This is a genomic window from Pseudomonas sp. Je.1.5.c, from assembly GCF_051129895.1.
Classification (GTDB): Bacteria; Pseudomonadota; Gammaproteobacteria; order Pseudomonadales; family Pseudomonadaceae; genus Aquipseudomonas; species Aquipseudomonas urmiensis.
This window is the reverse complement of sequence record NZ_JBCPSP010000013.1, coordinates 67,063-92,945: the sequence shown is the minus strand read 5'-3', so window position 1 is coordinate 92,945 and position 25,883 is coordinate 67,063. Positions and strand designations below refer to the sequence as shown.

The 25,883-nt window shown below is 62.0% G+C and carries 20 protein-coding genes and 1 pseudogene; 12 read left to right on the top strand and 9 right to left on the bottom strand.

What is annotated here, in order from left to right:
- The first annotated feature begins 31 nt into the window (after positions 1-31).
- The 6 genes and pseudogenes from AAZU54_RS12575 to AAZU54_RS12550 all read left to right on the top strand — a co-directional run bounded on the left by AAZU54_RS12575 (position 32) and on the right by AAZU54_RS12550 (position 8,350).
- Entirely contained in the window at positions 32-997 is a 966-nt protein-coding gene (locus AAZU54_RS12575; protein ID WP_405129809.1) for an ABC transporter substrate-binding protein, read from the top strand.
- Positions 998-1,012: 15 nt separating this feature from the next.
- Complete coding sequence (locus tag AAZU54_RS12570) at positions 1,013-1,975, top strand: aliphatic sulfonate ABC transporter substrate-binding protein (RefSeq protein ID WP_312152416.1); 963 nt, start codon at positions 1,013-1,015, stop codon at positions 1,973-1,975.
- A gap of 93 nt (positions 1,976-2,068) precedes the next feature.
- A complete protein-coding gene (locus AAZU54_RS12565; RefSeq protein WP_186556777.1) occupies positions 2,069-2,698 on the top strand; it encodes a dermonecrotic toxin domain-containing protein in 630 nt (209 codons plus the stop codon).
- Positions 2,632-2,922, top strand: a pseudogene (locus tag AAZU54_RS12560) (hypothetical protein); the annotation flags it as partial. The gene AAZU54_RS12565 and the pseudogene AAZU54_RS12560, both read left to right, overlap by 67 nt.
- A gap of 395 nt (positions 2,923-3,317) precedes the next feature.
- A complete protein-coding gene (locus AAZU54_RS12555) occupies positions 3,318-4,172 on the top strand; it encodes an NEL-type E3 ubiquitin ligase domain-containing protein (RefSeq protein WP_434727221.1) in 855 nt (284 codons plus the stop codon).
- Between the two features lie 101 nt (positions 4,173-4,273).
- A complete protein-coding gene (locus AAZU54_RS12550; protein WP_434727220.1) occupies positions 4,274-8,350 on the top strand; it encodes a dermonecrotic toxin domain-containing protein in 4,077 nt (1,358 codons plus the stop codon).
- Positions 8,351-8,413: 63 nt separating this feature from the next.
- Here the strand turns inward: AAZU54_RS12550 and AAZU54_RS12545 are convergent, their stop codons facing one another.
- From AAZU54_RS12545 to AAZU54_RS12535, 3 genes are all read right to left on the bottom strand, one after another.
- Positions 8,414-9,985: a hypothetical protein gene (locus tag AAZU54_RS12545; protein WP_186556774.1), complete on the bottom strand. Its 1,572-nt coding sequence runs from the start codon at positions 9,983-9,985 to the stop codon at positions 8,414-8,416.
- Between the two features lie 161 nt (positions 9,986-10,146).
- Positions 10,147-10,641 carry a DUF934 domain-containing protein gene (locus AAZU54_RS12540; RefSeq protein ID WP_186556773.1) on the bottom strand — a complete coding sequence of 165 codons (495 nt, stop codon included), beginning with the start codon at positions 10,639-10,641 and terminating at the stop codon, positions 10,147-10,149.
- Entirely contained in the window at positions 10,625-12,277 is a 1,653-nt protein-coding gene (locus AAZU54_RS12535; protein WP_186556772.1) for a nitrite/sulfite reductase, read from the bottom strand. The genes AAZU54_RS12540 and AAZU54_RS12535 overlap by 17 nt, the downstream gene beginning before the upstream one ends.
- Positions 12,278-12,492: 215 nt before the next feature.
- Here AAZU54_RS12535 and AAZU54_RS12530 point away from each other — a divergent pair, with 215 nt between their 5' ends.
- Positions 12,493-13,581, top strand: a complete 1,089-nt coding sequence (locus AAZU54_RS12530) for an ABC transporter substrate-binding protein (protein ID WP_405129815.1) — start codon at positions 12,493-12,495, stop codon at positions 13,579-13,581.
- 269 nt (positions 13,582-13,850) lie between these two features.
- Here AAZU54_RS12530 and AAZU54_RS12525 read toward each other — a convergent pair whose 3' ends face one another.
- On the bottom strand, positions 13,851-14,069 hold the full coding sequence (locus AAZU54_RS12525) for a DUF2970 domain-containing protein (RefSeq protein WP_186556771.1): 219 nt from the start codon (positions 14,067-14,069) through the stop codon (positions 13,851-13,853).
- 86 nt (positions 14,070-14,155) lie between these two features.
- Positions 14,156-17,863 carry a methionine synthase gene (gene metH / locus AAZU54_RS12520; protein ID WP_186556769.1) on the bottom strand — a complete coding sequence of 1,236 codons (3,708 nt, stop codon included), beginning with the start codon at positions 17,861-17,863 and terminating at the stop codon, positions 14,156-14,158.
- A gap of 206 nt (positions 17,864-18,069) precedes the next feature.
- Here metH and AAZU54_RS12515 point away from each other — a divergent pair, with 206 nt between their 5' ends.
- From AAZU54_RS12515 to AAZU54_RS12495, 5 genes are all read left to right on the top strand, one after another.
- Entirely contained in the window at positions 18,070-20,334 is a 2,265-nt protein-coding gene (locus AAZU54_RS12515; RefSeq protein WP_405129839.1) for a fatty acid cis/trans isomerase, read from the top strand.
- Between the two features lie 201 nt (positions 20,335-20,535).
- Positions 20,536-21,570 carry an acyltransferase family protein gene (locus AAZU54_RS12510; protein ID WP_186556758.1) on the top strand — a complete coding sequence of 345 codons (1,035 nt, stop codon included), beginning with the start codon at positions 20,536-20,538 and terminating at the stop codon, positions 21,568-21,570.
- A 58-nt stretch (positions 21,571-21,628) separates the two neighbouring features.
- The gene (gene nfuA, locus AAZU54_RS12505) at positions 21,629-22,213 is read left to right on the top strand and encodes a Fe-S biogenesis protein NfuA (RefSeq protein WP_186556756.1); all 585 of its coding nucleotides are present in this window, start codon (positions 21,629-21,631) and stop codon (positions 22,211-22,213) included.
- 260 nt (positions 22,214-22,473) lie between these two features.
- Positions 22,474-23,079, top strand: coding sequence for an SCO family protein (locus AAZU54_RS12500; RefSeq protein ID WP_186556755.1), 606 nt, complete (start codon positions 22,474-22,476; stop codon positions 23,077-23,079).
- Positions 23,079-23,564, top strand: a complete 486-nt coding sequence (locus AAZU54_RS12495; protein WP_186556754.1) for a copper chaperone PCu(A)C — start codon at positions 23,079-23,081, stop codon at positions 23,562-23,564. The genes AAZU54_RS12500 and AAZU54_RS12495 overlap by 1 nt, the downstream gene beginning before the upstream one ends.
- A gap of 98 nt (positions 23,565-23,662) precedes the next feature.
- Here AAZU54_RS12495 and AAZU54_RS12490 read toward each other — a convergent pair whose 3' ends face one another.
- From AAZU54_RS12490 to AAZU54_RS12475, 4 genes are all read right to left on the bottom strand, one after another.
- On the bottom strand, positions 23,663-23,890 hold the full coding sequence (locus AAZU54_RS12490) for a hypothetical protein (RefSeq protein WP_186556753.1): 228 nt from the start codon (positions 23,888-23,890) through the stop codon (positions 23,663-23,665).
- A gap of 61 nt (positions 23,891-23,951) precedes the next feature.
- Positions 23,952-24,785 (bottom strand): AraC family ligand binding domain-containing protein, encoded by an 834-nt coding sequence (locus AAZU54_RS12485; RefSeq protein WP_434727219.1) that lies wholly within the window; start codon positions 24,783-24,785, stop codon positions 23,952-23,954.
- The gene (locus AAZU54_RS12480) at positions 24,782-25,096 is read right to left on the bottom strand and encodes an AzlD domain-containing protein (protein ID WP_186556751.1); all 315 of its coding nucleotides are present in this window, start codon (positions 25,094-25,096) and stop codon (positions 24,782-24,784) included. Before AAZU54_RS12480 ends, AAZU54_RS12485 begins: the two co-directional genes overlap by 4 nt.
- Positions 25,093-25,794, bottom strand: coding sequence for an AzlC family ABC transporter permease (locus AAZU54_RS12475; protein WP_186556750.1), 702 nt, complete (start codon positions 25,792-25,794; stop codon positions 25,093-25,095). The genes AAZU54_RS12480 and AAZU54_RS12475 overlap by 4 nt, the downstream gene beginning before the upstream one ends.
- Positions 25,795-25,883 lie beyond the last annotated feature (89 nt).

The following is a 25,883-nucleotide window of genomic DNA, read 5'->3' as shown; positions in this document are numbered from 1 at the left end:
ACCTGGCCAGGGACAACCCTTAAGGAGCACCATGCCAATCCGCTCGCGTTTTCTGCTTTTCGCCGCCGCTTTGCTGGCGGCTACCCAGGCGCTCGCCGCCGACCGCCTGACCCTGCGCATTGGCGATCAGAAGGGCAACATGCGCGCCCAGCTCGAGGCCGCCGATGCCTTGCGCGACTTGCCCTACGACATCCACTGGGCCGAGTTCCCCGCCGCCGCGCCGTTGGCCGAAGCATTGAATGCTGGCGCCATCGATGCCGGCATCATCGGTGATGCGCCGCTGTTGTTCGTACTGGCCTCCGGAGCGCCAGTCAAGGCAGTTGCGGTGGACAAATCCGATCCCTATGGCACGGCGCTGTTGGTGCGTCCGGATGCGCCACTACAGTCTGCAGCTGATCTCAAAGGCAAGCGCATCGCGACCGGCCGCGGCTCGATCGGTCATCATCTGGCACTCAAGGCTTTGGATAAGGCCGGCCTGAGTGAAAAGGACGTTGAGTTACGCTTCCTTGGCCCAGTCGACGCCAAGATCGCATTGGCCAATGGCTCGGTCGACGCCTGGTCGACTTGGGAACCCTATACCGCATTGGCCGAGTTGAGTGGCCAGGGTCGGGTGCTGGTCGATGGCCGTGGCCTGTCCAGCGGTAACAGTTTTCTCGCCGTGACCGATAAGGCGCTGCACGACCCAGACCGCCATGCGGCTTTGCAGGACTACCTCAAGCGGCTGGCTGGCGCCCAGGTGTGGGCGTATCAGCACCTGGATAGCTATTCGCACACCCTGGCCAAGATCATCGGATTTCCTGAGGACGCCGCTCGCCTGCAGTTCGAGCGGCGCCAGTTACGCTGGCAGGCTATCGACGCCAAGACCATCGCCGAGCAGCAGGAGACCGCCGACTTCTACCACGCCCATGGGCTGATGCCTCAGCGCCTGGATGTGTCACCCACTTTTGCCAAAGACTTCAGCGTGCCGAACGCCGAGGCCGTTGCGGCGCAACATTGATCGGGAGAACAGCTCATGCTTGCATTCAAACACTTGCGCCATCTGGCCGTTGGGTTAGTGCTCGGCGGCCTGCTACCGGGTATCGCCAGCGCCGAACAGACCCTGCGCATCGGTTACCAGAAGTCCTCGACCTTGCTCACCCTGCTCAAAGCCCGTGGCACACTCGAGCAGCGTTTACAGGCCGAGGGTATCCGGGTCAGTTGGCACGAATTTCCCAGTGGCCTGCCGCTATTGGAAGCGCTGAACCTGGGCAATGTCGACCTGTCGGCAGACGTTGCCGACACGGTCCCCGTGTTCACCCAGGCCGCTGGCGCGCGGCTGACTTACTTCGCCCGAGAAACGCCATCGCCTAGCGCCCAGGCGATCCTGGTGCCTGCCGATTCTCCGCTCAAGACCCTCGCCGACCTCAAGGGCAAGCGCGTGGCCGTGACCAAGGCGGCGGGCAGCCACTACCTGCTGATCCAGGCCCTGGCCAAAGCAGGCTTGACCTTCAAGGATATCAATCCGGCCTACCTGATCCCCGCCGATGGCCGCGCCGCATTCGAGAACGGCAAGGTTGATGCCTGGGTTACCTGGGATCCGTACGTAGCCAGCGCCCAGCGCCAGCAAAATGCGCGAATCCTCGCTGACGGCACCGGGCTGGCCAGCTATCAGCGCTACTACCTGGCTGGCAGTGACTATGCCAAGGCGCATCCGCAAGTGCTGGAGCAGGTCTACACCGCCCTGCGCGAGGTCGGCGCCTGGACCAAGGCCAATCCCGCGGCCGCAGCCCGAGTACTCGGCCCGCTGTGGGGCAACCTGGACAGCGCCACGGTGCAGCAGGCCAATGCCCGGCGCAGCTATGAGGTGCAGCCGGTGCAGGCGGATAACCTGGTTGAGCAGCAGCGCATTGCCGATGCTTTCTGGCGTGAAGGCTTATTGCCCAAAACGGTTGATGCGCATGCGGTGACGCTGTTCGAACCACGGGTGAGCCAATGATTGCCTGAATGGGGGGTGGCGCAGACATAGCTACCGCCGTCGCCGTAAGGAGGAATGATGTGCTGGCGGCTTTGCCACAAGAGAGCACGCAGCATGTCCAACGCCCCCATCCCCGATGACTCCGTCGATGCCCTGATCGCCAGTCGGCTGCCCGCCTGGCTGGTTACAGCCTCGCCAGCAAACGTGAACAAGTTGCATCAGAGCCTGTGCGCGCAACAGCGTGTCCAGCATCAGTTACACGCGTTGTTCGAGCGTGTCACGCCGCTGGACCACTTCGCCGAACCATTGCTCAAACAGGCGTTGGCGCCGCTGATGCTCGATGTGCGCACAGCCACGTTGCAGCTAAAGACAGTGGTGCACTTTTCGCCCTATGTGGCAGGTGTGCCTGAAGGTAATGCGATCGTGACCCGGACGCAGCCGCTGTTGGCGGCCGCGCTGCATAACTTCAGTGAAGGCGAAACACTGCCATTGGCCTTGTTGGAAAGCTCGGCGGTGCTCGATGCGCTCGGGCAGCGGCAGACGCTGACGGTTCAGGCGTTCATGAGGTTGTGTCGAACCCTGGATCTGGGCGAACGCTACCAAAACCACTTGCGCGCCCTGTTCACTCCACGCTTGGCGGGGCGGGTGGGCCGGCTAGGTTTCTGCGTCGCTCGCAAGTGGCGCGACGCATTCGCCGGGCCTGGCAGCGTCAGACCCGTACTGTGTCCGGTGGCTTTGAGTTGAGCCTGCGGGGCATTCGAGTCGGCTCGCTGCCCAGTTTGCCAGAGACGGTCGACTTCACTCACGTGACCCACCTGACCCTGTGCAACCTGGATCTTACCAGCATGCCCGAGGGTTTCTTGAGCCGCTTTGGTGGGGTGACGCATCTGGACTTGAGTGGTAATCAACTGACTGCCATTCCGAATGAGCTCGAGCATCTGACTCAATTGACAGAGCTGCATTTGCCGGGCAATCAGATTGTCATCGATGCTCAAGGCAGCCAGCGCATCGCAGGGTTGCGTCGATTGCAAGTGCTGACCCTGGATCATAACCCTATTGGCGGCGTACCAGAGCTCAGTCGGCTGGCCTGGCTGCACAGTCTGTCCGCGCGCGACTGCGGTTTGAGTGAGCTACCGCTGGGGGTGCTGCGTCATGCCAATCTGGTGCTGGCCGATCTGCGCGACAACGCTATCGTCGAACTCAGTGATGAGGCTATACACCTGCTGCAGGTGCGCCCAAGCCGTATCAACCTGCATGACAACCCATTGTCGCCAGACGCAGTTGAGCGTTTGCAAGAGTTGCTGCAGGCACACAGCCACATGCTGCGAGCCCTCATGTCGGGGCTCTGGCGCGTGATGCCTGGTTGGACAGTCTTACTGGCGCCGAGCGTGCGCGGCGCAGTGCGCAATGGGAGCGTCTGGTCGCGGAGGAAGGAGCAGGGGATTTATTTCGGTTTCTGGCTGACCTATCTCGTTCCAGTGACGCGCTTAATCAGCCGGAGGAATTGCGCCGCAGGGTTTGGCAAATCATCGAAGCTTGCGTGCACAACACTCAAGTGCGCGAGGCGGTGTTCCAGCAAGCGGCGGGGCCGCGCAGTTGCGCCGATCAGGTGCTGCTGATCCTGAGTACCCTGGAGGTACGGGCGTTGGTGGTTCAGCGTACGGCGGGGCTGCTCGATGCAACGGCCCAGGCCCCGTTGCTGCAACTGGGCAGTGAGCTGTTTCGCCTTGATCAGGTCGACCGGATTGCCACTGAGCACATCAGCCGGTTACGCCTGAACCCCGAGGCCGTGGTCGACGAGGTCGAGGTTCACCTGGCGTATCGAGTCGGCTTGGCCAGGCTGTTGGATCTACCAGGCCAGCCCAGTCACATGCACTATGAGCATTTCAGCGACGTCAGCTCCACCCAGTTGATAGCCGCCAGGGCCGCCATCGTGCGGGCCGAGACCATTACTGCGTTGAGCGAGTCACTGGCGGCGCGCGAGTTTTGGCAGGAGTACCTGCGGGCAGTCCACAGCGGGGCCTTCGAGACGCTCAATGCGCCGTTTCATGAGCGCCTCGAAGCACTGCTGGAGCAGGCATGGACACTCGGCGAGCGAGTCTATCTGGAGCGAGTCGCAGCGTTGTCGACCGAGCGCGCCTTGCTCCTGCGATTGACCCGCGAGGCCTATGAACGTGACTCACGTTGGCACACAAGGGGAAGGTCCGAGCGGCCCTGAGCCTGAGTAAACGTTGCAATGCACCATTGCTTTAAGTAATGCCGATGCTGGCTTGTGGAATGGTCTGCTTAGGGCCTTCTCATCAAGGACAGGATCGCCCAATGACAGCTGCATTGTTTCGTCAGGATAGCGTTGATGCGCTGATTGCCAGCCGGCTACCCGCCTGGCTGACCGACTCATCGGCAGAACACATCGGCCGGCTGCGCAGCAGCCTGAACCAGCAACAGCGCAGTCAGCACCAGCTGGCGGCGCTGTTTGCCAAGATCACCCCGCTCGATACATTCGCTGAGCGCGCGCTCGCCAATGGTCTGCAAGCGCAATTTCAGCTCAGCATCGATGTGCGTCAGGCCAAGCTGCGTCGCACCAGCAGCGCCATCATTGCCTCAGTTGCGCCCGGTGGGCTGGGCAGGACCGTGCAGGAAACCCGCGAAATCAGCCTGCTGGCAGCTGCGCTGCATAACTTCGCCGCGTCGGAAACGGCGCCGTCGGGTGGGCTTGAAACCGCCGTGCTGGTGGACGCCGATGACGAGGCGCTGCCGCTGTCGGTGCAGTCGTTCATGGCGTTGTGCGGTAGCCTGGACATTGGTGCGCAGTACCAGCAGCACTTGCGCTCAGTCCTGCCGGCGACCGGCGCTGCCGGAAAAAAAATCGAAGCGTTGCTGGAGGAGGGCGCTCGGGCAAGCCTTGATGCGGCTGTACGCCTTGCGGCGCTGCGCGGCGATATTGATCAGCGCAGCTATTTTCAGTTTCTTCCGGTCATGGCCAAGGCGCCGGTGGTGGCCGCCGATGCTTCGCGGCTGCTGCCTTTTGATCTGCGGGTGCTGGGTAAGCGAGTACGTGGGGCGGTGGCGTTCGAAGTGCGTCGCGGTGGTTTGGCCACTGCGCCATTGGAAGGAGTAGTTGCGTGGATTCCAGATGATCCGCAAGGCGCGCTGAGCCGCTACCGCACTTGGGATGAGTTGTTTTCAGACCTGGGCCGGCGCTTGCAAAGCCCAGGTTACAGAGCGTTTTTCCAGCGCTTTATCAGTGAACGTGATCGTGTCGCGTTCAGCAGTGCCCTGGCGCCTCTGTTGAGCGCTAACACAGCGGCTGCGATCGAACTTGACGGGCGCTACTTCAGCATCGGCACACCACTGTTCGCGCATCTACGTAAAGTGCGCATCGACACTTTGCTCGACGATGCGCAAGTGTTGGCCACGCCTAGCGCCGAGGTCGACAGCGCGCAGCGCGACAGGCGCCTGAGCGACTACGCCAGCGCCGGCCTGGATGTGCTTGGCTTGGCCAGTTTATTCATCCCTGCGCTCGGCTTGCCGTTGTTGGGTATCACAGCCCTGCAAATCGCCGAGCACGTGTATGAGGGGTATGCCGATTGGCGCTTGGGCGATCGTCAGGGTGCGTTGAATCACGTGTTGGGGGTGGCAGAGAATCTGGCTCTTGGTACGGCGGTTGCGGCAGTAGGGGTTGCTGCAGGCAGGCTGATCGAGCGCTCTGCTTACGTTGATGGGCTGATACCGATCCAGACCGCAACAGGTGCGCTGAAATTGATCAGCGCCGATCTACCCGGCTATGCCCTGGGCGATCTTGGTCTGCAAGTGGGCGAGCGTAGCGCTGTGGCCGGTCAGTTGCGGCTGCGCACCCCATCGGCGACGTATCAAGTGCTCGAACGTGCGCCAGGGGCAGAACTGCGCATCCAGCATCCGACCAATCCCCACGCCTATATGCCGTTGCTGGAGGACAATGGCGAAGGTGGTTGGCGCCATGAGCTGGAAACTCCTCAGGAGTGGCAAGGTGCCGCGCTGTTGTTGCGCCGCCTGGGCAGTCGTTGGGCCGAGCTGGACGAGCAGAGCGCAGAGCGAATCATGCACATTACCGGCTTCGATGAAGATCGCCTGCGCCGCTTGCATTTGGATCATGCGCCAGCCCCGGCGCGTTTGCACGATGCGTTACAGGCGTATCAACTGCGCGAACAACAGCCCGGCTTGATTGGCGTGGCATTCGCCCAGCAGTTCAGTGCCCTGCAGGTGCCATCAACACCAGCTCAGCAGTTGTTACGCCAGCACTTCTCCAGCCTGAGCGCACGCGCAGCGCAACAGATCGTTAGCCAGGCAAGTGCCGAGATGGTCGAGCAGATGCTCGCCTCCCAGCGCGTGCCGCTGGCCCTGGCGAGCGAGGCGCGTTGGTTGATCCGCGATTATCGGCTGGACCGCGCCTGTGCCGGTTTCTATCAGGCCTCGGCGATCAACGCAGATGGACAACGTTTGGCACTGGGCCTGATCGCCGACTGGGCGCCATGGTCGTCGGCAGTGCGTATCGAGTTGCGCGACCTGACTTCGACCGGCGCGCTGCTGGCTGAGGCCGGCCCGGCAATGGCCGCGCAAGTGCGGCTAATCGTCAAGACTGCGGAAGGTTATCAAGCCCTGGCAGCCACTGGCGCATTGCTGACGACTGCTGCACCGAGCGACAGCCTGTTCACCGCGCTGTGGCTGCATCTGGATGAGGCCCAGAAGCAGCTCATGGGGGGCGCTGGGCGCTCAGCACAACAGTTGGCAGAGGCCCTGGCAGTTCGTGCGTCGGCTCGACGCGAGCAAGTCGCTCAGTTGCTGGGTATGGCGCCGATCGAAGGCAATGTGCGCGCGCCGGTGCGCCTGGGTGATGGCCGTCTGGGTTACCCGTTGAGCGGTGGGCAGCCCGACAGGAGACTGACCGGATCGGTACTCACTACCGAAGATCAAACCGCTCGACGCTCGATCCACGCCGGCTTGCGTCAGCTGTTCCCGCATTGGCACGCGGCGGATGTGACCTGGATGGCCCATCAGCTTGCCCAACGCCCCGCAAGGACGGTGTGGACGGCCTTCAGCGAGCTGAGCAGCCAGGTACGTGGTTTGCGATCGAGTCTGTGGCGCTGGTACGTTCAGGCGACAGGTGCAACGTATACCAGTCGCCAGCGGGTCGGGCGTTTGCTCGCCCAGGCCTGGCAGCCCCACGACTTTGGCCCTGGCGGCATCAGTAGCTTGAGAATCGAGGGCGAGCGTGTCGGTACGCTGCCCACGTTGCCGGCCAACGTGCACTTCGCTCATATCCGTAACCTCAGCTTGAGCAACATCGGTTTGTCGACGCTCGAGCAGGCGTTCTTGGCGCGCTTTTCCAATCTAACCAGCTTGCTCCTCGGCGGTAATTCCTTGACCACGGTCCCGGACCTGGCATCGTTCACGCGCCTGACGCGATTGGACCTGCAGCGCAATCAGCTGAGCCAAGTTCGCGGGCTTGGCCAGCTTACCCAGTTGACTCAGTTGAGACTCAATGACAATCAGCTGAGCGAGCTGCCAGGGCTGGAAAACCTAAGGCGGTTGTCGCGCCTGGATTTGCAGGACAATCGACTGACTGGCGTGCCTGGTCTTGAAAACCTCGTTTTGCTAATCCAGCTGGATCTCAGCGGTAATCGCCTGACGGCGTTATCAGGGCAGCTCGAACGGCTGACTGGGGTGCAGTTTCTGAACATGGGCAGGAATCAACTCACGGCTGTACCGCAGGGGATCGAGCGGATGGTCGGGTTGAATCAGTTGAACCTGGCCAGCAATCAGTTGACTGAACTGCCAGACTCGCTGGGCCAGCTAGCAGGGTTGCTGCATCTGCATCTGGGAGGTAACAGGTTGTCTGTCGTGCCAGTTGCGCTTGGCAATCTGACGCAATTGAGGATTCTCAACTTGGCCTCCAACCAGCTCACTGAAATTCCGCTCGGTTTGGAACGGTTACGGCAAATGACCGAGTTGTATCTGGGTAATAACCAGATCGTCATCGATCTCGCAGGCGGGCAGCGGCTTGAGGCATTTAGCCGTCTGCAGATGTTGAGCCTGAACCGTAACCCGATAGGCATGATCGCGCCACTGCGCAACTTGGACCACCTGCGTCACTTGGCGCTACGCGAGACCGGCTTGACTGAGTTTCCGCTGGCGTTCCTTCAGGCCCATCCGCAGCTGCATGTAGATATTGCCGGCAACTTGATCGTGGAGTTGAGCGAACAGGCGCTGCAGTGGGTTCACCAACATCCGCATCGGGTCAATCTAGCCAATAACCCGTTGGATGAGGAGGCTATGGCGCGCTGGCGGGCTGCGCAGATGCGTATCGATACCTTGAGACGTCAGGGGCGCAGTGTTTCCTGGGAGCAAGAGAGGCTTTGACAGGGCTGGGATACCGCGCTCATTCGTGCCAAAAGGCCAGGATGAGCGCGGGGTGAAGCAGGCTTAGGCGGCAATCGCCGAAGGCGTAGATTGCAACTGCCAGCGGCTGCGCAAGCTTTGCAAGGCGTCATCGAGGATCGATGCGCCGGTTTGCTCGCGAGCGTTGCGCTCACGGCGCATCACATCATCGAGCACGCCCAGCAGGTTGCGCGACTGACTCGCCGAGGCCGGTGTGGTCACATCTTCGGTGAGTTCACCTTTGACGTAGGTGCGCACCCGCTCGCTCTGGCTGGCGTGCTGAGTAGCGCTGGCTTCTACCAGTCGACCTTTGTCATAGGCCAGGCGGGTGGAGCTGCTCGATTGGTCGTTGATCTCGTGGTAGCTGTAGTTCTGCGACTCGCGGTCCATCCCCAGCTGTATGTCCACCAGGGGGTTCAGGCCTTTGTGATAGGCAGCCTTGAGTTCGGCTTGCTGGTCTTGTTGCACTGAGCGGTTCAAGCCACTGCCCTTGAGGCTGGTTGACTGCGAAGCACGATAGCTGAAGCGGTCTGATTCCTCGGGGTGCAGAGGGTTGCTTTGCCCAGGTGTCTGGCTGATCGAGGCGGAAAAGTCCGCCAGGCCACTGAGCAAGGCGCGCGAGCCGGTATCGATCAGCGAGATACGGTCGTTGACCGCCTTCTTGCCATTGTCTGCGGCATTGAGCTGAGTGAATGCGTCCTTGAACTGGCGCATCAGGTTCTCGTCGCCCTTGCCACGTTTTTGCGCCGCGTCGAACTGGTTCAGGTAGTTGTCGATCGCCGCCTGACGTTGCGCCGTGCTGCCAAGCCGGGTGCTGGAGGCGTCGAGGTCGAGCTGCACGCGCCCCGACGGACCTTGTAGGGCGAGGCTGCGCGACTGCTCGTCCAGGCGCAGGTCGAAGGTCTGTGTTTCCCCGGCTACATCAAGGCTGGCGTTGAGCTGTAGCGAGGTGAACAGCGCAGGATCGACCTTTACCAAGTCGCCAATCTGTACCCGCGGTGGTACTTGGGTCAGGCCGTTGAGGGCGGACTGGAAACCGTCCGCCAGCCCGGCCAGGCCCTTGAGCTCGTCTGCGCTCAACTGGCCGCCTTGCACTTCTGCGCTTACCGCCAGCCCTTGTTCGCCGCTGGCCAACGACAGTGTCACTGTAGCGCCCGAAGCCGTGGTGAGATTGAACGTCACCTTGTTGGTGGCGTTTTCCCGCAGGCTGTCCTGTTGCAGGCGCAGTCCAGTGGCATCAGGTTGTTCAGTGCCTGAGAAGGTGAGCACAGACTGCGAGATGTTGCGCCCACCATTGGCCGCCAACTGGTCGAGCAGCGCCGCGCCAATGCCGGCGAAGCGGCCGCCATTGGACGAGGCTTGCACCGCGATGGTCATGGCCGTGCCGAGCTTGTTGCCGCTGTCTTTTTCCCAGATGTAGCGCACCTGGCCAGTGCTGGCCAAGCCGTTGGGGCTGTAGGTTTGCACCGGCGTGGTTTGACTCTGGCCAAGGCTCACGCTGGTGCTGGGTGTGGCCGCGGCGGTGCTGCTCTGGCTGCTGGTGCTAATGGGCGCCAGCGCACGCACTGGTGGCGTGTAGACAGGTGTGAAGCGCTGTGCGGCAGTGATCGCATTCATGGTCGGCTTCCGTGCAGATCTTAGGCTGTAGCCCTTGATATCGGCATGCCACTAGAAAACCTGAGGGTTTATTGCGCTCTGCGTGTTCAGCCAGGAGATTACGGCAGCGCAAAAACCAACCAGCCCGCGCAAGGGCGGGCTGGAGGGTGAAGCGATAACGATCAGCGTCGACGGAACAGCGGCAGCGGTTCGTCAGTGGCGGCCTGGTAGGTCACCGAGAAGTCCTTCAGGCCTTCAAGGGCATCCACTGGATCCTTGTCGGCGCGAATGGCAAATGCATCGAAACCGCAGCGAGCCAGGAAGAACAGCTGGTCGCGCAGGACGTCACCGATGGCACGCAGCTCGCCTTTGAACTGGTAGCGGTCACGCAGCAGGCGCGCATTGGAGTAGTTGCGCCCGTCGGTGAACGCCGGGAAGTTCAGGGCGATGACCTGGAAGTGTTCGACGTCGTCACCGATCTCTTCGGCTTCTTCGTCGCTGTCCAGCCAAATACCCAGGCCACCATCGCGCGCCTTGAGGGCATGCGCGTGGTCGCGCCACAACTGCAGCGGCACGATGTAGTCGTCGCAGTTGGTCAGCTCGTCGAACGAGGTTTCCTTGGGCAGCAGGTGCCAGGTTTCGTCGACCAGCTGGTTGTTCTTAATGATTCGCTGCATAGACGCGCTCCTTGAAGGGGTCGATGCCAATACGTTGGTAGGTGTCGATGAAGCGCTCTTCTTCGGTACGTCGCTCAACGTACACGTCGATCAGCTTCTCGATCACATCAGCCATTTGGTCTTGAGCGAAAGACGGGCCGAGGATCTTGCCCAGGCTTGCGTCACGCGCAGCGTTGCCACCCAGCGAGACCTGGTAGAACTCTTCACCTTTCTTGTCCACGCCGAGAATACCGATGTGGCCAACGTGGTGGTGGCCGCAGGCGTTCATACAGCCGGAGATGTTCAGGTCGATCTCGCCGATGTCGAACAGGTAGTCGAGGTCATCGAAACGGCGCTGGATCGATTCGGCGATCGGTATCGACTTGGCGTTGGCCAGCGAGCAGTAATCGCCGCCCGGGCAGCAGATGATGTCGGTCAGCAAGCCAATGTTCGGCGTGGCAAAGCCGCTTTCGCGCAGTTCCTGCCAAAGCGCATGCAACTGGCGCTGCTCGACGTCGGCCAGGATGATGTTCTGCTCGTGCGAGGTGCGCAGGAAGCCGAAGCTGTAGCGCTCGGCCAGGTCGGCAACGGCGTCGAGCTGCTTGTCGGTCAAGTCGCCTGGGGCAACGCCGGTCGGCTTGAGCGACAGGGTCACGGCCACATAGCCAGGGCGCTTGTGCGCGCGGGTGTTGCGCGAACGCCAGCGGGCAAAGCCTGGGAATTGTTGATCGAGCTCGGCGTAGTCGACGTTGTCCAGGGCCTGGTAGGCCGGGTCGACGAAGTGGCGCGAAACGCGCTCGACTTCGGCCTCGGTCAGGGTGGTGTTGCCGCCACGCAGGTGGACCATTTCGGCCTCGACCTTCTCGGCGAACACTTCTGGGGTCAGCGCCTTGACCAGGATCTTGATCCGCGCCTTGTACTTGTTGTCACGGCGACCGTAACGGTTGTACACGCGCAGGATGGCATCGAGGTAGCTGATCAGGTCCTGCCACGGCAGGAACTCATTGATGAACGAACCGACCACCGGGGTACGCCCCAGGCCACCACCGACCAGGACCCGGAAGCCCAGCTCGCCGGCCTCGTTGCGCACCGGCTCCAGGCCAATGTCGTGCACTTCGATGGCGGCGCGGTCTTCCTTCGAGCCGTTGACGGCAATCTTGAACTTGCGCGGCAGGTAGGCGAACTCGGGGTGGAAGGTGGTCCACTGGCGGACGATCTCGCACCATGGGCGCGGGTCGACGATTTCGTCGGCGGCGACGCCTGCGAACTGGTCAGTGGTGGTATTGCGCAAGCAGTTGCCGCTGGTCTGGATCGCGTGCATCTGCACGGTGGCCAGCTCTGCCAGAATCTCGGGGATGTCTTCCAGCGCCGGCCAGTTGTACTGCACGTTCTGGCGGGTACTGATGTGCGCGTAACCCTTGTCGTAGTCGCGAGCGATCTTCGCCAGCAGGCGCACCTGAGTCGAGTTCAACTGACCGTAGGGCACCGCGACACGCAGCATGGGCGCGAAACGTTGGATATAGAGGCCGTTCTGCAGGCGCAGAGGGCGGAATTCTTCTTCGCTCAGCTCACCGGCCAGGTAGCGGCGGGTCTGATCACGGAACTGCTTGACGCGGTCCTCGATGATCCGCTGATCGTACTCGTCGTATACGTACATAAAAGTCCTGTCTCAGGCTGCATGCAGCTAATCGCGCGCACGGCCGCGCACTCCGGTTCGGAGCCGGGGAACGATATCAGGTTGTATTTATGCGCTAAAGTGATGTTTTTGCATATGAAAAGAACTAAACGGACTAAGTGAGACTGACTGGCATTTATCCGCGCAGTCGGGGCGAATAGGTATAATCCGCGGTTTGCTCCGCAGGGATGTACCTCATGTTCAAGGCGCTGCTTCGCACCGTCGGTCAGGGTCTGTGCTTGAGCCTGCCCCTGGCAGCGGGCGCGCAGGCCGCTTCGGTGGTGTTTCTCAACCCGGGTCACTCCAATGAAAACTTCTGGGTCAGTTACTCGCGCTTCATGCAGGCGGCAGCACAGGACCTGGGGATGGAGTTGCGCGTGCAATACAGCGAGCGGCGTGCGGACCTTGCCCTGAGCCAGGCGCGGGCGATTCTCAAGGGGCCGCAGCGGCCCGATTACCTGGTGCTGGTCAACGAGCAATATGTGGCGCCGGAGATCATCCGCTTGTCACGTGGCAGCGGGGTCAAGCTGTTTCTGGTCAACAACGGCCTGACCGCGACCCAGGCCAGCAGTATCCAGGCCCAGCCTGAGCGCTATGCCCCGGTATTGGGTACCCTCACCGGGAACGACGAGCAGGCTGGCTACCAGATGTTGCGCGAGATGGTCGCGTTGCTGCCGCGCTCCAGTGGGCCGGTGGATCTGCTGGCGTTCGCCGGGATCAAGACCACTCCTGCATCGCAACTGCGCGAGCAAGGTATGCGCCGCGCTTTGGCCGATTTCCCCCAGGTACGCTTGCGTCAGGTGGTGTATGGCGGCTGGAGCCGGCAGCGCGCGTACGAACAGGCCCAGTTACTTATCGAGCGCTATCCGCAGGTCCAGCTGGTCTGGTCGGCCAATGACGAAATGGCATTCGGCGCCATGCAGGCGTTCGAGGCGGCTGGGCGCAAGCCAGGCGTGGATACCGTCTTCAGCGCCGTCAACAGCTCGCCTGAAGCCCTGCGTGCGCGCATCGATGGGCGCCTGGGGGTGTTGATGGGTGGGCACTTCAGTGTGGGTGGTTGGGCCATGGTGATGCTGCATGATGATGCCCGGGGCGTGGCGATCAACCGTGATGGCCTGCGCGAGCACAGCCTGCCCGTGCTGCAATCGATCGATCAGGCCAAGGCCAGGCGTTGGCTCAAGCTGCTGGAGGAGGACGATCATGGCGTTGATTTCCAGCGCTACAGCGCCGAGGGGCGCCCGGCGGATTATCAGTATCCTTTTCTTACGTCACCCGTCGACTATTGAAAGACCCTGCTTGAGGGAAGGGCATTGCTCGTCTTAACTGCTGGTGGTGAAGTGCATTCCCATAACCACTACAAGAGGCAATGCAATGGGAAACTCAACCAAGGTCCGCAAGCCTGACAGTAGTGTCGATGCCTGGGCGATCCTGTGCCTGATCGTTCTGGTGGTCGTCACCGCTGTGTATTGGGTCAGCCATCAGTAGCGCAAAAACTTCAGACCGTGGATTCAACCTGAACCGCCCGTGGAAGGGATTTCCACGGGCGGATTGCGTTTTAGCGGGCAGTCAGGTGCAGGGCCAGTTGCACCAGGCCGATCAGCACCAGGATGAAAATCAGGGTGAACAGCGTGCCGAGGGCGATGAAGTGGCTGGCCTTGCCGTGGGTGAAGTCACGGGCGCGGTTCTTGCCGCTTTGCACGCCAAAGGCGGCGGCGAGAATGCTGTGCAGCATTTGCCAGAAGGTGGGCGGTTTGCCCTGGCTTGAGTCGTCCATGAGGGGCTCCTGAAGGCTTTCAGAAACGATCAGGGACAAGTGTAGACCTTTCGATTTTTGGGGCCGCAAAGCGGCCCCAATCAATCTCAGCTGTCGTAACCCAGGTTCGGCGCCAACCAGCGCTCGGTCACGCTCAACTCCTGGCCCTTACGCGCGCTATAGCGCTCGACCTGATCCTTATCCACCTTGCCCACGGCAAAATACTGCGCCTGCGGGTGGGCAAAGTACCAGCCACTGACCGCCGCCGCCGGGAACATGGCGAAGTGCTCGGTGAGGAACACCCCGCTCGGGCCGGTCTGGCCAATCGCCGTGCCGTCGAGCAGGCGGAACAGGGTTTCCTTCTCGGTATGATCCGGGCAGGCCGGATAACCCGGGGCAGGGCGGATGCCGCTGTATTGCTCCTTGATCAGCGCCTCGTTGTCCAGGTGCTCGTCGCGGGCATAGCCCCAGTGCTCTTTACGCACCTGTTCATGCAGCCATTCGGCGCACGCCTCGGCCAGGCGGTCGGCCAGGGCCTTGACCATGATCGAGCTGTAGTCGTCGCCTTTGTCCTGATAGGCCTTGGCCACTTCTTCAGCGCCAATACCCGCGGTGGTGATGAAGCCGCCGACATAATCAGTGACGCCGCTGTCCTTGGGCGCGACGAAGTCGGCGAGCGACAGGTTCGGCTTGCCATCGGGCTTGATGGTCTGCTGGCGCAGGTGGTGCAGGGTGGCCAGCGTCTGGCCGTCGTCGCCATACACTTCGATGTCGTCATCGGCGACCTGGTTGGCCGGCCAGAAGCCGAACACCGCGCGGGCGCTGATCAGCTTTTCGTTGATCAGTTTGTCGAGCATTTCCCGGGCATCTTTATAGAGCGCCGTGGCCGCTTCGCCGACCACCTCGTCGGTGAGAATGCGCGGGAACTTGCCGGCCAGGTCCCAGGAGATGAAGAACGGCGTCCAGTCGATGTATTCGGCCAGCACCCGTAGGTCGATGTTCTCCAGCACCTTGACGCCGGTGAAGGAGGGCACCGCCGGCGAATAAGTGGCCCAGTCGTACTTGGGCTTGGCGGCGATCGACTGGGCGTAGCTCAGGCGCTCGGTGCGGGCACTGCGGTTGGCGGTGCGCTCGCGTACGTCGACATACTCCTGGCGAGTCTTCTCGACGAAGCCGGCCTTCAGCTCCTTGGACAGCAACTGGGTGGCCACGCCGACCGCGCGCGAGGCGTCGGTCACGTAGATCACCGCATCGTTGGAATACTTGGGCTCGATCTTGACCGCCGTATGCGCCTTGGAAGTGGTGGCGCCGCCGATCATCAGTGGCAGGTGGAAGTCCTGGCGCTGCATTTCGCGGGCAACATGCACCATCTCATCCAGCGACGGGGTGATCAGGCCGGACAGGCCAATGATGTCGCACTTCTGTTCGCGGGCGGTCTGCAGGATCTTCTCGGCCGGGACCATCACGCCCATGTCGACGATGTCATAACCGTTGCAACCGAGGACCACGCCAACGATGTTCTTGCCGATGTCGTGCACATCGCCCTTGACCGTGGCCATGAGGATCTTGCCCTTGGCTTCAGGTTTGTCGCCTTTCTCGGCTTCGATGAACGGGATCAGGTGGGCCACGGCCTGCTTCATCACCCGCGCCGACTTGACTACTTGCGGCAGGAACATCTTGCCCGCGCCAAACAGGTCGCCAACCACGTTCATGCCGCTCATCAGCGGGCCTTCGATGACTTCGATCGGCCGCGCCGCTTGCTGGCGGCACTCTTCGGTGTCTTCGACGATGTAGGCGGTGATGCCTTTGACCAGCGCATGTTCGAGGCGCTTGTCGACAGGCATCGAGCGCCACTCTTCGTTTTCCACTTCCTTGGCCGCGCCGCCGCCTTTGTAGTCGTCGGCAATGGCCAACAGGGCGTCGGTGCCTTCCGGAGTGCGGTTGAGTACCACGTCCTCGACCTTGTCACGCAGCGCGGGCGGGATCTCGTCGTAGATCTCCAGCTGTCCGGCGTTGACGATGCCCATGGTCAGGCCATTCTGGATCGCGTGGTAGAGGAACACCGAGTGGATCGCCTCACGCACCGGGTTGTTGCCACGGAACGAGAACGACACGTTGGACACCCCGCCACTGGTCAGGGCGTGGGGCAGGTGGTCGCGGATGTAGGCGCAGGCTTCGATGAAGTCCACGGCATAGTTGTTGTGCTCTTCGATGCCGGTGGCGACGGCGAAGATGTTCGGGTCGAAGATGATGTCCTCGGCGGGGAAGCCAACCTCATTGACCAGGATGTCGTAGCTGCGTTTGCAGATCTCGCGCTTGCGCGCCGCGGTGTCGGCCTGGCCGACCTCGTCGAAGGCCATCACCACTACCGCAGCGCCATAGCGCTTGCACAGGCGGGCGTGATGCTTGAAGGCTTCGACGCCTTCCTTCATCGAGATCGAGTTGACGATGCCCTTGCCCTGGATGCATTTAAGGCCCGCTTCGATCACTTCCCACTTGGAGGAGTCGATCATGATCGGTACGCGGGAGATGTCTGGCTCACCGGCGATCAGGTTGAGGAAGCGAACCATGGCCGCCTGAGAGTCGAGCATCCCTTCGTCCATGTTGATGTCGATCACCTGGGCGCCGGCTTCGACCTGCTGTAGGGCGACTTCCAGGGCTTCGGTGTAGTTCTCTTCGCGAATCAGGCGGGCGAACTTGGCGGACCCGGTGATGTTGGTCCGCTCGCCGACGTTGACGAACAGCGACTGGCGATCGATGGTGAACGGCTCCAGGCCCGACAGGCGGCAGGCCTTGGCGATCTCGGGGATTTCACGCGGCTTGTACTTGGCCACCGCTTCGGCGATAGCCTGGATATGTGGCGGGGTGGTACCGCAGCAACCACCGATGATGTTGAGAAAACCACTGGCGGCGAACTCTTCGACCACGGCGGCCATTTCGGCCGGGGTTTCGTCATACTCGCCGAAGGCGTTCGGCAGGCCGGCGTTGGGGTGCGCCGATACATGGGTGTCGGCCTTGGTCGAGAGCTCTTCCAGGTACGGGCGCAGGTCCTTGGCGCCGAGGGCGCAGTTAAGGCCCACGGAAATTGGCTTGGCGTGACGCACCGAGTTCCAGAACGCTTCGGTGGTCTGCCCGGACAGGGTTCGGCCGGAGGCGTCGGTGATGGTGCCGGAGATCATGATCGGCAATTCGATGCGGTCATCTTCGAACACTTGCTGCACGGCGAAGATCGCCGCCTTGGCATTGAGGGTGTCGAAGATGGTTTCGATCAGGATCAGGTCGGCGCCGCCGGCGATCAGGCCGCGGGTCGCCTCGATGTAGTTGGCGACCAACTCATCGAAGGTGACGTTGCGATAGCCCGGGTCGTTGACGTCCGGGGAGATCGAGCAGGTGCGGCTGGTCGGGCCGAGCACGCCAGCGACGAAGCGTGGCTTGTCCGGCGTTTCCAGGGTCTTGGCATCGGCCACGCGGCGGGCGACCCGCGCGCCTTCGACGTTCATCTCGTAGGCCAGCGATTCCATGCCGTAGTCGGCCTGGGAAATCTGCGTGGCGTTGAAGGTGTTGGTTTCGAGGATATCGGCCCCGGCGTCGAGGTAGGCCTTCTCGATCGCGGCGATGATATCGGGCTGGGTCAGCAGCAACAGATCGTTGTTGCCCTTGATGTCGCTTGGCCAATCGGCAAAGCGCGTGCCACGATAGTCGTGTTCCTCCAGACGGTAGCTTTGGATCATAGTACCCATGCCTCCGTCGAGGATCAGTATGCGCTCCTTGAGTGCTTGCTGAAGTGCTTGGAGACGAGCGCTACGGTCGGACATAGGACTACCTGGTCGGGCGAATAACAGAAGGTGCGCAATGATAGCAAAGCTGTGCGGTTTTTAGGCATGCTGGGCTTTTGCATGAATTTCCCTCATGTTGACGCACCCCGCGACCGGTAGGCAATCGTGATGGCTTTACTAGAAACCAGGACAATCTGCACATGGTGCATCGCTGTTTACTTGCCATAACCACCGCCTTGACCCTGATGATCAGCGGGCTGGCGGTGGGGCAAGCCCCGCAATCGAGCCCGGCAATCTCCTACACCCGGGATATCCAGCCGATCTTCACCGAGAAATGCGTCGCCTGCCACGCCTGCAACGATGCCGCTTGCCAGCTCAATCTGGGCAGTGCCGAAGGCGCCGAGCGCGGTGCCTCCAAGGTGCCGGTGTATCAAGGCGAACGCAGCCAGGCAGTGCCTACCACGCGATTGTTCTACGACGAGCAGAATGAACAGGGCTGGCGCAAGCAGGGCTTCTATTCGGTGCTCGATCGCCAGGGCAGCCAGGCTGCGCTGATGGCACGCATGCTTGAGCTTGGGCACAAGACCCCGCTGACGCCCAATGCCAAACTCCCTGAAGAGATCGTGTTGGGGCTCAACCGCAACAACATGTGCCCCTTGCCTCTTGAGTTCGACGCCTATGCCGGCGCCCACCCCAAGGAGGGCATGCCGCTGGCGGTCACCGGCCTGACCGATCAGGAGTACCAGACCCTGCAGCGTTGGCTGGCGGCCGGTGCGCCGGTCGAGTCGCAGCCGATCCAGCCCAGTGCAGTCGAGGCCAAGCAGATCGCCGATTGGGAAGAGCTGTTCAATCGCCCAGGCTCCACCGAAGCGCTGGTAGGCCGTTGGCTGTATGAGCACCTGTTCCTGGCGCACATTCATTTTGTCGGCGGCGAGCAGGGGCATTTCTTCCAGTGGGTGCGCTCGCGCACGCCAAGCGGCCAGCCGGTGGACTTGATCGCCACCCGCCGGCCCAACGATCCACCGGGCACCGACTTCTATTACCGCTTGATGCCGGTGCAGGGCGTGATCGTCCATAAAACCCACATCACCTACCCGATGGGGCCGCAGAAGCTCAAGCGGGTCAAACAGCTGTTCTACAGCGGCGACTGGCATGCCGCCGCGCTGCCGGGCTACGGCCCGCGCCACCGGGCCAACCCGTTCGAGACCTTCGAGGCGATTCCGGCCGTGGCGCGCTACCAGTTCATGCTGGATAACGCCGAGTACTTCGTGCGCACCTTCATTCGCGGCCCGGTGTGCCGCGGGCAGATCGCTACCGACGTGATTCGCGACAACTTCTGGGCGCTGTTCCAAGAGCCTGCGCATGACCTTTATGTCACCGATGCCCAGTACCGTGGCGAAGCCACGCCGCTGTTGGCCATGCCTGGCCAGATCGATGATGTCGGCAGCGTACTGAGCCTCTGGCACGCCTATCGCGACAAGCGCAACGAGTACGAGAAACTGCGCCGCCAAGCCTATGCCGAACTGCCGGCGCCGGGCTGGTCGACCTTGTGGGCGGGCAACGACAACGCGTTGCTGAGCATCTTCCGCCACTTCGACAGCGCCTCGGTGACCAAGGGCTTGATCGGTGATGTGCCCAAGACCACCTGGCTGTTCGACTACCCGCTGTTCGAGCGCACCTACTATCAATTGGCGGTCAACTTCGATGTGTTCGGCAACGTCTCGCACCAGTTGCAGACGCGTCTGTACTTCGACTTGATCCGCAATGGCGCCGAGGTCAACTTCCTGCGCCTGATGCCGGCTGACAAGCGCGGGGCAATCCTCAGCGACTGGTACCAGAACAGCGGCAAGGTGAAGATGTGGCTCGATTACGAGGACATCGACACCGATACCCCAAGCGGGCTCAAACTCGATGAGCGCGACCCCAAGCGCGACTTTGGCCTGAAACTGCTGCAGCGCACCGGCAGCCTCAACGCGGCGCCCGATCCGATCAACCGCTGCACCGGCGCGTACTGCTCGCGGCCAGAGATGACGGCTGAGTTCCGTGATGTCGAGCAGAGCCTCAGTCGCCTGGTTTCGCGCCCAGCTGCGGGCTTGAAGGTGATCAACCAGCTGCCTGAAGCGAGCATGCTGCGCATCGAAGGGCAGGGTGGCCAGCGCCAGGTCTACAGCCTCCTGCGCAACCGCGCGCACAGCAATGTGGCATTCCTGCTCGGCGAGGCTTATCGCTATCAGCCGGGGCTGGATACCTTGACCTTGTATCCGGGGGTGCTGAGCAGCTATCCCAACTTCATCTTCAACATCCCGGCGAGCGATGTGCCGGAGTGGGTCGAGGACATGGAAGCGGCTCGCGATGATCCGGCCAAGTTCGAACGGATCGTCATGCGCTGGGGCGTGCGGCGCAGCCACCCTGAGTTCTGGCGCTACTTCCATGACCTGAACAGCTTCATCAAGCAAACCCAGCCGGTGGAGGCGGGGGTGCTGGACATGAACCGCTACGAGAACCTGTAACATGACCGCCGGGAAGGTCGGCTGATCTTTCCCGGCATCCTGCGGTCCGACTCTGGGAGTGGTCCCGAATTGTGCTATCGCGGGGCAAGCCCGCTCCCACGCCATCGCTCGAATGCCAAGGGGCGTGGGAGCGGGCTTGCCCCGCGATAACCATCGACGCCGATACGGGACCTGAATGCACCCGGACACGCAGGGCTTTTCATGCTGTATTCGCTTCAGGCACTTCGGGCGTTCGCCGCCTGGGTGGTGGTCTGCCACCACTTCATGCAGATCTTCTTCGACTTCCACGCCACCGGCCCGGTCGGCCAACTGCTCAGCGATCGCGGGGCGGTGGGCGTGGACATCTTCTTCGTCATCAGCGGGCTGGTGATCTACCTGTCGACCCGCGACAAAGACATCGTGCCCAGCCAGTTTCTGCTCAATCGAGCACTGCGGATCATTCCGGCCTATTGGTTCTATACGGTCTTGATGGCGGTCCTGCTGCTGGCGGCCAGCCGCTGGATGCCGCACCAGGTGTTCGACTGGCAGCACCTGCTGTTGTCTTTGCTGTTCATTCCGGCGGAAAACCCCGGCGGATATGGCCTGTATCCGACGCTTAACGTGGGCTGGACGCTGAACTTCGAGATGTTCTTCTATCTGTTGTTCGGCCTGGCATTCCTGGTGCGTCAACGCCATCACCTGCTGCTGGTGACTGCCGCGTTGCTGCTGGTGAGCGAGGTGCTGGGCCGGCTTGGCGTGCTCAGTCGGTTCTACAACAACGACATCATCTATGAGTTCTTGCTGGGCATCGGCCTGGGGGTGCTGTACCGCCGCGGCCTGATCCGTGAAGGCCTGTGGCTACCGCTGGCGATGCTGGTGGCCGCCGGTTACGCCCTTTATCACCTGGACGCCTCGCTGCGCCTGCTGCACTGGGGCCTGCCCAGCGCACTGGTGGTGTTGGCGTTCATCTCGCTGGAGCCGTACTTTCGCGGCAACCAGTTGCTCAAGGCGCTGGGTGATTGCTCCTATTCGGTGTACCTGATTCACGTGCTGGTACTGTATGCCGGCTGGTTCGTCAGTGAGCGATTCGCGCTGAACCCCTACCTGGTATTCGCCTTCTGCGTGCCGTCCATTGGACTAATGTCGTGGCTCAGTTATCAATGGCTCGAACGTGGCTTGTACCAGCGGATGAAGGCCTGGTTCGCCGCACGTTCGGCGCAGGAACCGGCATTGGCGCTTTCCCGAGTCAAATGCTAGGACTTTGTTCGAAGCCTGGGTTGGCGTACACTTGCCGGCAAGTCTGTGAGGAACTTCCATGAGCGCTATAACCATTACCGACGCCGCCCATGATTACCTGGCCGATCTGCTCTCCAAGCAGAACACCCCGGGTATCGGCATCCGTGTTTTCATCACTCAGCCGGGCACCCAGTACGCAGAGACGTGCATTGCCTACTGCAAGCCAGGCGAGGAAAAGCCCGAGGACACCGCCTTGGGTCTGAAGAGCTTCACCGCTTACATCGACGCGGTCAGCGAGCCGTTCCTTGAGGACGCGCTGGTCGACTACGCCACCGACCGCATGGGTGGCCAGCTGACCATCAAGGCGCCGAACGCCAAGGTGCCGATGGTCAACGAAGACAGCCCGATCAACGAGCGGATCAACTACTACCTGCAGACCGAGATCAACCCAGGTCTGGCCAGCCATGGTGGCGCGGTGAGCCTGGTCGACGTGGTCGACGATGGGATCGCTGTGCTGCAGTTTGGCGGTGGTTGCCAGGGCTGTGGCCAGGCCGACGTGACCCTCAAGGATGGCATCGAGCGGACCTTGCTCGAACGTATTCCTGAGCTCAAGGGTGTGCGCGATGTGACTGACCACACGCAGAAAGAGAACGCCTACTACTGATAGTCGGTGGTTTTCTTGCCGGCCTCATTGCGGGTCAAGCCCGCGATGAGGCCGAATAAGCGCCACAAGAATCAGCTCTCTAGCAACAATCTGTTACCGATTCAACCCCTGCGACAACAGGCCGCAGCCGCGAAATTCAAGGCCTGCAGCCCCATCGACCCCATCGTCGGGTAGAACACCCCAAGGTGTCATGCCAGAATGCCGCGGTTTTCGACCGGCCCTGCCCAAGGGCTGGCACCTTCCCTGTAAAGGATGGTTCCATGAATGATCTGTTGACCCGGCGCGCGGTTGTCGCCGGGATGGGCGTACTCGGGCTTGGCCTGCTGGCGGGTTGCAATCCGGCGCGGAGCTTGGACTTCAAGTACGGCAAGAACATGAGCAACGAGATCCTCGGGCGTTCTTTCCGCCTCAAGGACACTCAAGGCAATGTGCGCACCCTGTCGAGCTTCTATGGCTCGATGCCGATGATCTTCTTTGGTTTCACCCAGTGCCCGGCGGTCTGTCCGACCACCCTGGCGCGTGCGGCGCAGATCAAGAAGCTGATGGGCCGCGATGCCGGCTTCCTGCAAGTGGTGTTCATCACCCTCGACCCTGAGCGCGATACGCCAGAAGTGCTCGACGCCTACGTCAAGGCCTTCGACCCGTCGTTCACCGCGCTGACCGGCACCCCTGAGGAAATCGCCGAGGTGGCCCGGGAGTTCAAGGTGTTCTACGAGAAGGTGCCAGCGGGCGATACCTACACCATCTCCCACTCGTCCACCAGCTACGTCTATGATTCGCGCAGTACCCTGCGCCTGAGCCTGGGGCACTCCTTGAACGCCAAGGAATGCACAGAGGACCTGCTCACTTTGATGGAGATTTGCTAATGGCTGTTTTGCTGCAACCGATCAAGCGCGGCCTGGCCGCCCTGGCCTTGCTGGGCATGGCCTTGCCGGCCCTGGCTGAAACCACCGTTAGTGATGCCTGGGTCCGCGCCACCGTGCCGCACCAGCAGTCCACCGGAGCCTTCATGGTGTTGACCGCAACCAGCGACAGCAAGCTGGTCGGCGTTGCCTCGCCAGTGGCCAAGACCGTCCAGGTGCATGAAATGACCATGAATGGCGACGTGATGGGCATGCGTGAAGTCAAGGCGGTCGAGCTGCCGGCAGGCAAGGCAGTGAGCCTCGATCCCAATGGCTTGCACGTGATGCTGATGGGCTTGCATGAGCAGGTCAAAGAAGGCCAGCAAGTGCCGCTGACCCTGACTATCGAAGATGCCAAGGGGGCCAAGCAGACCCTGCAAGTGCAGGCGCCAGTACGCGCGCTGACCGCTGAAGCGGGCGCAGGCCACGAGCACGCTCACCAGCACTAAACGCTTGGGCTGCTATGCAGCGCATTGGCGGCTCAAGGCCGCTCACGCAGGGGCCGCGTTGCCCTCTGCGGGAGCGGCCTTTTTGCTTGACGGTGGCCTCAACCGCGAAAACGTGGCAGTGGCCGGTCGATCGTCAGCGAAGTCAAGGTTTTGCGCACTTGTGCCTCTTCTGCCTCCAGCGCTTTGAGACTGTCGCGAATCTTGCCGGCCGCGGGCACATCGCCCTGCCGGTCGATCCATTCGGCGATTTCCTTGCACGCACTGGTCAAGCGGGTTTGGCGCTGGTTCATCAGCGTCAGGAGGGTGTTGAGCTCTTTTGCGGACATGACAGGATCCTCCGTTCAACCCTGTCAGTGTAGCAGTGGCTGGCATTGCTGCCGGATCCGGCTACAGGCTCAGGCAGGCCGTGCGATAAGCGCCCGGAGTGACTCCATAGGCCTGCTTGAACTGGCGACTCAGATGGCTCTGGTCAGCGAAACCCAGGGCAAACGCCACCTCGGCGGCGGCCATGCCCCTTTTCAATAGCTCCCGCGCGCGACCCAGTCGGCGTTGCTTGAGCCAGGCATGCGGCGGCAGGCCAGTGGCTTGGCGAAATACCCGGGCGAAATGGAAAGGCGAGAGGTTGACTGCCACCGCCAGGCTTTCCAGCGACGGTGGGTCGGCCAGTTGGCTTTCCAGCAGCTCGCGGGCGCGAGCCACGGCCAACGGCTCGTTGCCCGGTGCGCGCGGCTGGGCGCCATGGCCGTGCCGCTGCACCAGCGCCAGCACGGCGTGGCGCCAGGCGGTCTGCTGCTCGAGGGCGCTGGCACCGGATTCGGACAACTGATGCAATTGGCTGAAGGCCGCGGCCAGGGTTGGGTCCTGGATCACGCTCTGCTGAAAATGCGGCATGCCATGACGGCCCAGCTCCAGCTCCTCCAGCACCCCGGTGACCCGGGCATGTTCCGGATAAAAGCCGCGATAACGCCAGCCGGCTTCATGAGCGGTGGCGCCGGTGTGCAGTTCATCGGGATTGATCAGTACCATGCTGCCGACCGGCGCCAGGTGCTCGCTGCCGCGGTGCCAAAAGCGTTGCGCGCCGGACTCGATCACGGTGAAGACGTAGCCTTCGTGCACGTGTGGGGCGAAGCGCTGCTGGAAATACCGCGCATGCAGCATCTCGACATCGCCAAGCGCCGGCGCCTGCCACAGGTGGGTTTGTTCGCGCAGGGGCGTGCTCATGCCAGACAGCTGCGCAGCAAAAAGAAGATCAACATGCTCACCAGCATGCTCAGCAACACGCTGCGGGTCAACAGCACCAGGGCTATGGCGACCAGGGACCCGAGCAGGTAAGGGTTGCTCGGGCTCAGGTCGAGCTGATGGCCAGGCAGGAAGATGATCGGCCCGCAAATCGCAGTGAGCATGCCCGGTACCGCGAAGCCGAGAAACTGCCGGGCATTGGAGCTCAGGCGCAGCGGCAGGCGCGGTTCCAGAAACGCATAGCGGTTGAGAAACACCACCAGGCCCATGGCCAAGATCAGCAGCCAAGTCATGCGCGTGCTCCCGAGAACTTCTGGCAGATGAAGCCGGCGCCCATGCCCAGCAGGCCGGCGGCGACCAGCGCGGTTTCCCAATGCCAGGCACTGAACAGCACCGAGCAAAACAGCGACACTGCCACGCACACTACGGTTGGCACATTACGCACTACCGGCGCGATCAAGGCGACGAACGTGGCGACAATCGAGAAGTCCAGGCCGAGTTGGTCCAGGTGGGGGATGTTCTGGCCCAAGATGATGCCGGCCAAGGTGAACAGGTTCCAGGCGACATAGAAGGTGAGACCCACGCCCAGGGCATACCAGCGGTTGAATTGCTGCTGGTCGTAATGGCTGGTCAGGGCGAAGAATTCATCGGTCAGCAAGAAGCCAAGGCCCAGCCGCCAGCCCAGCGGCTGGCCCGACAACAGCGGGCGCATGGACAACCCGTACAGCAGGTGTTGGGAGGTCAGTAGCAGGGTGGTCAGCAGGATCGAGAGCAGGCTGGCGCCACTTTTGAGCATGCCAATGGCCACCAGTTGCGCAGCCCCCGCAAACACGATGGCCGACAGGCCTTGGCCCTCCCAAGGGCTGAGGTTGGCTTCGATGGCCATCGAGCCTGCCAGCAGGCCCCATGGGGCTACGGCCAGGGACAGCGGCAAAATGGCGATGGCGCCGTGGAGGAAGGCGGTACGGGCGATGGGCTGACGGCTGGACATGGTGGCTCAAACACATCTACAGGGCAGAGCAGCATGGCAGAGGGCGGGGGCGCTGGCTTGAACGATCTTGCTTGTTTGTTCCCTGCCCG